The 9,161-nt window shown below is 52.2% G+C and carries 8 protein-coding genes; 7 read left to right on the top strand and 1 reads right to left on the bottom strand.

Going from position 1 to position 9,161, the window contains the following annotated elements; all coding sequences use genetic code 11:
- The 7 genes from KTQ90_RS11800 to KTQ90_RS11770 all read left to right on the top strand — a co-directional run.
- Window positions 1-535: hypothetical protein (locus KTQ90_RS11800; protein ID WP_217318608.1), on the top strand; the 535-nt coding region annotated here is incomplete at its 5' end.
- Window positions 536-546: 11 nt separating this feature from the next.
- Window positions 547-813 carry a helix-turn-helix domain-containing protein gene (locus tag KTQ90_RS11795; protein ID WP_022158112.1) on the top strand — a complete coding sequence of 89 codons (267 nt, stop codon included), beginning with the start codon at window positions 547-549 and terminating at the stop codon, window positions 811-813.
- An 83-nt stretch (window positions 814-896) separates the two neighbouring features.
- Window positions 897-1,955 carry a glycerate kinase family protein gene (locus KTQ90_RS11790; RefSeq protein WP_217318607.1) on the top strand — a complete coding sequence of 353 codons (1,059 nt, stop codon included), beginning with the start codon at window positions 897-899 and terminating at the stop codon, window positions 1,953-1,955.
- A gap of 99 nt (window positions 1,956-2,054) precedes the next feature.
- A complete protein-coding gene (locus KTQ90_RS11785) occupies window positions 2,055-3,377 on the top strand; it encodes a TolC family protein (protein WP_217318606.1) in 1,323 nt (440 codons plus the stop codon).
- 213 nt (window positions 3,378-3,590) lie between these two features.
- The gene (locus KTQ90_RS11780; RefSeq protein WP_022158114.1) at window positions 3,591-4,712 is read left to right on the top strand and encodes an HlyD family secretion protein; all 1,122 of its coding nucleotides are present in this window, start codon (window positions 3,591-3,593) and stop codon (window positions 4,710-4,712) included.
- Window positions 4,713-6,410, top strand: a complete 1,698-nt coding sequence (locus KTQ90_RS11775) for an efflux MFS transporter permease (RefSeq protein WP_217318605.1) — start codon at window positions 4,713-4,715, stop codon at window positions 6,408-6,410.
- A gap of 59 nt (window positions 6,411-6,469) precedes the next feature.
- Window positions 6,470-7,354 carry a helix-turn-helix domain-containing protein gene (locus KTQ90_RS11770; RefSeq protein ID WP_217318604.1) on the top strand — a complete coding sequence of 295 codons (885 nt, stop codon included), beginning with the start codon at window positions 6,470-6,472 and terminating at the stop codon, window positions 7,352-7,354.
- A 54-nt stretch (window positions 7,355-7,408) separates the two neighbouring features.
- Here KTQ90_RS11770 and KTQ90_RS11765 read toward each other — a convergent pair whose 3' ends face one another.
- Window positions 7,409-9,079 carry a tetratricopeptide repeat protein gene (locus KTQ90_RS11765; protein WP_217318603.1) on the bottom strand — a complete coding sequence of 557 codons (1,671 nt, stop codon included), beginning with the start codon at window positions 9,077-9,079 and terminating at the stop codon, window positions 7,409-7,411.
- Between the last annotated feature and the right edge of the window lie 82 nt (window positions 9,080-9,161).

Genomic DNA, 9,161 nt, shown 5'->3' with positions numbered 1-9,161 from the left:
AATGAATATTATTAAAATATTTTGTTTATCTTTACAGCAAATAAAATCGCAAACAAATATGGCAACTATATCACTTAAAACTATTGAACAAAACGATAATGTCGGAATGTTCTCCATATGTTTTGATAAAAGCAAGGAGAGTGAATTTGAAAAGTTCCTAAATGAATTCAAAGATAATGCAACTTACAATAAAGATTTCAATATCATTCTTTTAGCACTTTCAAAAATTATAGACAAAGGAGCTCTTGAACGTTTCTTCCGCAATGAGGGTAAAATGAGTGACAATGTAAAGGCTTTAGCCATCGATTCACGAAAACTTCGCCTTTATTGTTTGCGAATCTCTGACAAGATTCTCATTCTTGGAAATGGAGGTGTTAAGACAACTCGTACCTATCAAGAAAATGAGAAATTGAGCGGATATGTAATGGATTTGCAGACTTTTGACAAAGTTCTTCTCAAAGCACAGAAAACAGGTCGTGTAACTATAGAGAAAAATATGATAATAGACATACAGAGTGCCACGTTTGAAATTTAAAATATTGTATTATGGTACATAATCAACTATTCAGACAATGCCTTGCAGCTATTCCTGAAGAGCAAAAAGCAGAATTCGAACTCTCATTCGGAATAGCAGAGCGCATCAGTGAGATACTCAAAATGAAGAATCTCACCCAAAAAGACTTTGCCAATCAGCTCCACAAACGAGAGTCTGAAATCTCGAAATGGATGACTGGCAGACATAACTTTACAATGCAAACTATTGCAAAAATAGAAATTGCATTAGGTTGTAAACTTATCAGTATTGCCCACTAAAAAAATGAACAAAAGAAAATAATAATATATTCTCTTTTGTTCATTTTCTTATTTAAAAGACCAACATTATTAACAAAAGACACATGAAATATATACTTGCTACAGATTCGTTCAAGGGCTGCATGTCCTCACAGGAAGTGGAGGACGAAATCGCCGAGGTGTTAAACGCTAAGGGCATCGAGACAGTGTGCCTGCCGATGTCGGACGGCGGCGACGGAATGCTTTCGGCGTTCACGGCTGCCACGGGCGGAACATTGGAGCCGGTGTACATACACGACCTGATGATGCGTCGCACGGATGCACATTACGGCGTGACGCCCGACGGCACGGCGATAGTGGAAGTGGCTCAGGCGTGCGGACTCAGCCTTATCAAGGAGGAGGAGCGCAACCCGATGCGAGCCACCTCATACGGCGTGGGCGAACTGCTCGCGAGAGCCATCAAGCGCGGATGCCGCAAATTCGTCATCGGACTCGGCGGCACCGCCACGAGCGATGCCGGCATCGGAATGATAAAGGCACTGGTGGACATCTTCGCCCGCGGCAAGAACTTCGACGAGGCGCTGAAGACGGAGCTTGGCGAATGTAGGTTTACCCTCGCTTGCGATGTAGACAATCCGCTGTGCGGCGAGAACGGCGCGGCACATGTATATGGTCCGCAGAAGGGTGCCACGCCCGAGATGGTAGCTCAGCTCGACCGCCGTGCGCAGCTGTTCGCCGAGAAGTCGGCTCTGCACTTCGGCTTCGACCGAAGCGCAGAGCCTGGAGCAGGAGCTGCCGGCGGACTGGGTTATGCCTTCATGCAGTATCTCGGAGCCGAGATGAAGTCGGGCGCTGACCTGCTGCTCGACATCATCGGCTTCGACGAGAAGATAAAGGGTGCCGACCTTATAATAACGGGCGAAGGCGGCGCCGACCGCCAGACGCTCATGGGCAAGTTGCCGCAGCAAATACTGATGCGTGGGCAGCAGACGGGCGTGCCCGTAGGGCTTGTGGCTGGCTGCGTGAGCGACAGGAGTTTGCTCACTGACGCCGGTTTCACATTCGTAGAAAGCATTACGCCCGACGGAATGCCACTGGAGGAGGCTGTAAAGAAGGAAGTGGCAAGCCGCAACCTCCGCCGCTTTGCCGCTTCGCTCGGCTGAAACCGCACAAAGGGAAAATGTGAACAACTTGTGATATTTTATGAATATAGCCAAACGGCTATAAATGCGTAACTTTGCAGCCGAAACATTAATATAGGTATGAAAAAAACATTGTTCACATTTGCCTCAATACTCTTGGCAACTCAGGCGATGGCGCAGGAGACGCTGTCGCTGGCACAGTGTCTGCAGATGGGTATTGAGCGAAATCTTAATTTGAAAACTTACGAGGGTAATGTGCTGAAAGGCAAGCACAACATCAGCGAGAACCGTTCGCGTCTGTTGCCGCAGATAAACATCGGCGCAGCGCTGAACGACAACTTCACTCCGCCCGTATCAGTAACCGACGGCAGAGCCTATGGCAAGCCGTACAACGTGACGAAGACGCTACAGTACAACTCGTCGGCGAGTCTGCAGCTGCAGATGCCGCTCTACAGTCAGACGGCGCTCACGGCGCTCGAGATCTCGAAGACACTCGACCAGCTCAACTCGCTCTCCTACGAGAAGGCGCGCGAGGACCTCATCGTGCAGATAAGCAAGATGTACTACTTAGCGCAGAACACAGAGGAGCAGATCGGCATCATAAAGGACAACATAAAGCGTCTGGAGGAGCTGCGCGACATCACGCAGGCGTTCCACGACAACGATATGGCGCTGAGCGTGGACGTGAAGCGTGTGAACGTAAACTTAGAGAACCTCAGTGTGCAGTACGACAACGCGAAGGCGATGCTCACGCAGCAGTATAACATGATGAAGTACGTGATAGACTACCCTGCCGAGAAGGACATCACGGTAGAGAAGGCTGACATAGAGGAGGTGAACCTGGCGGCGCTCAGCGGACTGAACGAGAACCTGTACGAGCTGCAGCTGCTCAGAACGCAGCAGACGCTTGCCGAACAGCAGAAGAAGCTCGCCAAGAGCGGCTACCTGCCCACGCTGGCGCTCACCGGCAACTGGACGTACATGGCATACACCGACAAGTTCAAGAACTGGTTCCACTCTGGCGAGTCGAACCACTGGTACAAGTCGAACGGCATCGGTCTCTCGCTGCGCATCCCTATCTTCGACGGACTGGAGAAGCGCTCGAAGATAAGAAAGGCGCAGGTGGACATCGACAACGCTAAGCTCTCTTACGAGAACGCGCTGAAGGGTATGCAGACGCAGTACGCCAACGCCGTGAACGACCTCGCCAACAACCAGCGCAACTTCAGCAAGCAGCGCGACAACTATCTGCTTGCGGAGGATATATATAAGGTGACGAGCGACCGCTATCGTGAGGGTATCGCCTCGATGACCGAGGTGCTGCAGGACGAGATGAGCATGAGCGACGCGCAGAACAACTATCTCACGGCGCACTTCAACTATCAGGTGTCGAACCTCACGCTGCTGAAGCTCACAGGTCAGCTGGAGAGGCTCACGAAGTAGAATGTTGAGTTTTGAATTTTGAGTTTTGAATTATGCGCTGCGCGCATTTTGAATTGTTCAATTTTGAATTAAGAATTCGCAACTTAAAATTCAAAATTCAAAAATTCAAAATCGCAGGCGAAGCCGAGAATAATTCAAAATTCAAAACTCAAAACTCAAAATTGCCAAAGGCAATAATTCAAAATTCAAAACTCAAAATTCAAAACTCAAAAAATGGAAACAAACAATAATAACACAAACAATAACAACAACAGCGAGACTGCTACACAGTCGTCGCACGAAGTGACAGCAAAGCAGCTCAAGCGCCAGCGCATACGCCAGATTGTGGTGAGCCTCATCGGCGTAGCCATCCTCGTATGGGGAATCGTTAAGATTGGCTGCATGTTCATGGACTACAAGAGCAACGAGAAGAGCGACGATGCGCAGGTGGAGCAGTACATCTCGCCGGTGAATCTGCGCGCTTCGGGCTACATCAAGAAGATTTACTTCAAGGAGCACCAGAGCGTGAAGAAGGGCGACACGCTGCTCGTGCTCGACGACCGCGAGTATCGCATCCGCGTGATGGAGGCAGAGGCTGCGCTGAAGGACGCTATGGCTGGTGCGAACGTGATAGACGCTTCGGTGCAGACAACGCAGACTTCGGCTACCGTGTACGAGTCGGCTATCGCTGAGATTGAGATTCGCCTCGCTAAACTCGAAAAGGACCGCCAACGCTATCAGAACCTCGTGGCTCGCAACGCTGCCACTCCTATCCAGTTGGAGCAGATTGAGACCGAATACAACGCTACGAAGAAGAAGCTCGACGCCACACGCCGCCAGCAGAAGGCTGCCTACTCGGGTGTGAACGAGGTGCAGACACGCAAGAAGAACACTGCGGCTGCCATCGAGCGTGCGCAGGCTGCGCTGGAGATGGCCAAGCTCAACCTCTCCTACTGCGTGGTAACAGCGCCGTGCGACGGCAAGCTGGGCAGACGCGCGCTTGAGGAGGGTCAGGCTGTGAACGCCGGACAGACCATCACCTACATCATGCCGAACACGCAGAAGTGGGTAATAGCCAACTACAAGGAGACTCAGGTGGAGAAGCTGCACGTAGGCCAGAAGGTAGTAATGACCGTAGACGCCTTCGAGGGCAAGGAGTTCGAGGGCAGAATATCTGCCATCTCGGGCGCTACAGGCTCTAAGTATTCGCTCGTGCCTACAGACAACTCTGCCGGCAACTTCGTGAAGATTCAGCAGCGTGTGCCGGTGCGCATCGAGTTTGTGGGAATTTCTAAGGAAGACAACGAAAAGTTGGCTGCCGGAATGATGGTTATTGTGAAGGCTCAACTCAAGTAAATGACACAAGCAGAGATATACCAGGCAGTTTCGCCGAAGCTGCCTAAGAATTTTCCGTTCTACAACTGGGTGCCCAAGCCTCTCGGCATCGCCTTCCTCGTCATACTTTTCATACCTATCATGACGGTGAGCGGAGCCTACACCGTTAACAGCAGTGAAATGGTGGGAGGACTTGGCATCCAATCGGAACACATCGCGTTCATCAGCTTCGTGACGTCGATAGGTATGGCGGCGTTCTCTCCGTTCTTCTACACGCTGGTGAGTGTGCGCCGCCAGAAGATGATGAGCCTCGTGGGCTTCTCTATCTTAGCGGTGCAGAGCTATATATGTGCCAATACAGACAGCCTGTTCATCCTCGCACTGAACAGCTTGATAATGGGCTTCGTGAGACAGACACTTCTGATGTGCAACCTCTTCACGCTTATCAAGTACGGCTTCGGCATCGAGGCAACACGCAACGTGACACCGGGCAACGAGCCGAAAGACGAGGCAGGATGGGACGCTCTCGACACCGAGAAGAAGGCGAGCCAGCCCATCATCTACTTCTTCTTCATGCTGCTCGGACAGATAGGCACGTGGATAACGGCGTGGTTCGCATACAACTACCACTGGCAGATGGTCTACTACGCCATGCTCGGCTCCATTCTCGTGGCGCTGCTCATCACGCTGCTATGTATGCCGTACAACCCCTACCCTACAAAGCACAGTCCGCTCTCGTTCTCTAAGTTCGGCAACGTGGTGGTGTTCTGCCTCATGTGCTGCTCGTTCGTCTACGTGACGGTGTACGGCAAGGTGTACGACTGGTACGACAGTCGCGAGATATGCTGGGCTACGGCTATATGCATCGCCTCTACGCTGCTGTTCTTCTATCTGGAGAAGACACGCCGATCACCCTACTTCATGCTCAAGGCGTTCAAGTCGCGCAGCATTCAGGGCGGCATACTGCTGTTCATCGGACTGATGATATGCAACTCAAGCTCAATGCTCGTGAACATATTCGTCGGCGTGGGGATGAAGACCGACCAGATTCAGGTGGCGGCGCTCGGCAACTGGGTGCTGCTGGGCTACTTCATCGGTCTTGTCACGATACTAATACTTAACAGCAAGGGCGTCCACTTCAAGTGGTTCTTCGCTATGGGATTCCTGCTCATCGGCGCCGCCTCGCTCTTCATGTACTTCGAGGTGCAGACCGACGGCATGCTGGAGCGCATGAAGTGGCCCGTCGTGATACGTGCTACGGGTATGATGCTGCTCTACTCGCTCATCGCCGTGTATGCCAACCAGCGCATGCCCTACAAGTTGCTCTCTACGTGGGTGTGCATCATGCTCACCGTGCGTATGGTGATAGCGCCTGGCATTGGTTCGGCTCTCTATCAGGTGGTGTTCCAGTACAGACAGCAGTACTATGTAACACGCTACGCTCACGACTACGACCGCACCAACGCAGAGACTGCCAAGACCTACGATATGACGGCGCGCGGAATGCAGTATCAGGGCAAGAGCGAGACCGAGGCGCAGTACATGGCTGCCATGTCTACGAAGGGCAAGGTGCAGGTGCAGGCTACGCTGTCAGCCATTAAGGAGATGGCGGGCTGGACAATATATGCCTGCATCATACTCGCCGGCGTGATGCTTGTGGTGCCGTGGCCCAAGCGCGACATATCGAAAGATACACGTGAGTGGTACATTAACTATTAAGATATTTTGCAGTAAAGTTTTTTTTCGCTAACTTCGCCATGTCTATACAATTAAAACCTATGACGAACATCAGCGAAAACACAAATATTCTGGAGCAGCAGATATCCTCAGACGAGGACATCTGTTGCTCTTGTGGCATTATACACTCCTTCCCCGAAGCTCTGCGTCGTGACTTCCGCGTAGCCGACGTGGGCATCATCGTGTGCCGCTCGGGCTCCTTCGCCTTCACGTGCGAAGGTGCGGAGTACGTCGTCCGCAGCAACGAGACGCTGTTTCTTTCGCACGGCGTGCACTTCTCTGTGACGAGCCAGAGCGACGACTGCTCAGTAGTCATCATCTTCTATCGTGCCGACTCCATACGCAATATCCTTGGCAGTACGGTGGTGGGCATGAAGTTCGTAGAGTATATCAATCCGCGACCCTGCTGGGTGATGCACACAGGGCACGAGAACGAGCTGACCTACTATTCGCAATTGCTCGCCGCACATACTCCAAGCGAGAACATTTTCGCAGCCAACGAGCGGCAGCTGCTGCTGCTCTCGCTCACCTATCGCGTGTGCAGCATCTTCCGCGAACTATCAAGCGACGGCAGCAACCAGTCGAGCCGCAAACTGGAGACCTACATGCAGCTGATGCAGCTCATCGACACCCACTACATACACGAGCGCGGCGTGCGCTTCTACGCCGACCGCCTGTGTCTCTCGCCCAAATACCTCACACAGCTCGTAAAGTCGGTATCGGGCAGTACGGTGCAGCAGCTCGTCTTCAAGGCTATCACAAAGAAAGCCGTCTACCTCATCACCAGCACCGACAAAAGCATAAAGGAAATATCCGACTATCTCAACTTCCCCAACGCCTCAGCCTTCGGCACATTCTTCAAGAAGCAGGTGGGCGTCTCGCCAATCAATTATCGCGAGCAGTTTGCACAATCGCGCAAACAATAAAAAAACGTAGCGGAGGTCTCTGGCCTCCGCTACGATATTGTTACTTATTTACTGTTACTTGTACTTCTTTATATATCCCTCGGCGCGATCATCGCCAAGTTCCTTAGCCTTCTCGAAACAACTCAAGGCTTCTGCCTTGCGCTTCAGCTGCACAAGCGCCAAGCCCTTAATGATATAGGCGTCGCTGTTGTCGGGCGTCAGCTGCAAGCAGAGGTCGGAGGTTTTCACCGCCTCCTCGTTCATGTTTACGCGCAACTGCAAGGCTGCAAGTTCAGCAAGGTAGAGCGGTGCGTCTGCTCCGCCGATATATGCGGCATGGGCAAGATCGTCGAGCGCCTGCTTGTACTGGTGCACAGCCACCTCACACTTGTGGCGGGCATAGTAGACCGCAGCGGTAGCTCTGCCGTACATCAGCGTGTCGTAGGTGTTATAGTCGGCGATGGCTTTGCGATACTCCTCCATCTGCTCGTACAGCTGCGCACGTACCAACACGTAAGGCGCTGAGAGATTGGTGAGTGGGCGCGGAGCTACAGCCAAACAGCTGTCTACCAACGCCAGCACCTCGGCTTTCGGAGCGCCCAACTGCGTCTTGCATTGCGCCGCCTCGAAGTAGACCTCGCTCGTCGGCATGTCCTTCTTAGCCAAACTCAGGAATTTCTCGCAAGCGTCGCTGTAGTCGCCCATAGAGAACTTAATCTGTGCCACACGGTGCAGATACTGCGGCTGCGGATTGAGGCTATAAGCCTTCTCTGCCTCAGCCAACGCACGTTGGAATGTCCAGGCAGTGAAGGTGGTGTCTGCGCTGTAGATGAGTTTCTGATAGATTACGCGGGCATACTCGGAGTGAGCCTCTGCCTTGTCTGTAGCCACCTTGAGCGCTGTCTGCATATCGGTGTCGGCACCCTGCCAGTCGTTGTTGGTCAATTTCTGGAGTGCACTTGTAGCATAGCCGTCAACCTCCTTCGGGAACTGCTTGATATAGTCGGCAATATATCCCTCATACTTCGCCTTGTCCTTACACTCGGCTGCCAACATCACCATGAGCAGAGCGTTCTGCTTGTCCGTAGGCAAGCTCAGACGCAGCGCTGTCTTTGCATAAAGCGAGTTGTTGATGTCGAGATGACTCGCTGCGAGCGTTGATACGAAGCGCACGTCTACGGCATTGGCGTAGAGCGAACGCGCCGACTGCTGCATGAGTCCTACCACCTGTCCCTTCTCGTTCACGAACACCGAGCCTTGCACGGGCTTATGGTTGTTGTAGTCGAATACGTAGTAAGCATACTTATCCATGAAGGTTTCAGCCTTGTCCACCTCGTACTGTGTGGTCTGCGTGCGCTTGTCGGCGGTCTCAACAAGCCACAGCTTGCTGCCCTTCGGCGCAGCGTCGGTTGCTGTTACGGCGGCTACAGCCTTCGGTATGTCTACATGCACACGGCACACGTCATAGAGTTCGCTCGCACCGAGGATGTAGGTCACAGGATAGGTCTTGCCGTTGTTGTCTACCACTTCCACGCGGGCAGCCTCGCACACAGCCGACCACGGACAAGCCGCGGTGCCGTCGGCAGAAAGAAACACGCCGTTGGTCGAAGCAATCTGCTTGCCTTCAGCGTCGTACGCCTTCAGCGCAAACACCGACTTCGCCACGTTCTTCACAGCCGACGGCTGAGCCATTGCTCCGCAGAGGCAGAGCAACGAAATTAGGATTGTTGATAATATTCTTTTCATTGTTTTTTATTGATAAGTTTGTAAGTCTTAACCCGTTGGCGGAATTAATTTAAGTTGATAAATATGAGTAAAAAGTTGCACA

The sequence above is a fragment of the Leyella stercorea genome (assembly GCF_019052365.1).
GTDB lineage: Bacteria > Bacteroidota > Bacteroidia > Bacteroidales > Bacteroidaceae > Prevotella.
The sequence above is the reverse complement of the archived record's forward strand: the minus strand, read 5'-3'. Positions and strand labels throughout refer to the sequence as shown.

What these genes read in the sequence shown, in the direction of transcription:
- KTQ90_RS11795 (WP_022158112.1), top strand. Translation starts at nt 547, where the DNA reads ATGGTACATAATCAACTATTCAGACAATGCCTTGCAGCTATTCCTGAA.
- KTQ90_RS11790 (WP_217318607.1), top strand. Translation starts at nt 897, where the DNA reads ATGAAATATATACTTGCTACAGATTCGTTCAAGGGCTGCATGTCCTCA.
- KTQ90_RS11785 (WP_217318606.1), top strand. Translation starts at nt 2,055, where the DNA reads ATGAAAAAAACATTGTTCACATTTGCCTCAATACTCTTGGCAACTCAG.
- KTQ90_RS11780 (WP_022158114.1), top strand. Translation starts at nt 3,591, where the DNA reads ATGGAAACAAACAATAATAACACAAACAATAACAACAACAGCGAGACT.
- KTQ90_RS11775 (WP_217318605.1), top strand. Translation starts at nt 4,713, where the DNA reads ATGACACAAGCAGAGATATACCAGGCAGTTTCGCCGAAGCTGCCTAAG.
- KTQ90_RS11770 (WP_217318604.1), top strand. Translation starts at nt 6,470, where the DNA reads ATGACGAACATCAGCGAAAACACAAATATTCTGGAGCAGCAGATATCC.
- KTQ90_RS11765 (WP_217318603.1), bottom strand. Translation starts at nt 9,079, where the DNA reads ATGAAAAGAATATTATCAACAATCCTAATTTCGTTGCTCTGCCTCTGC.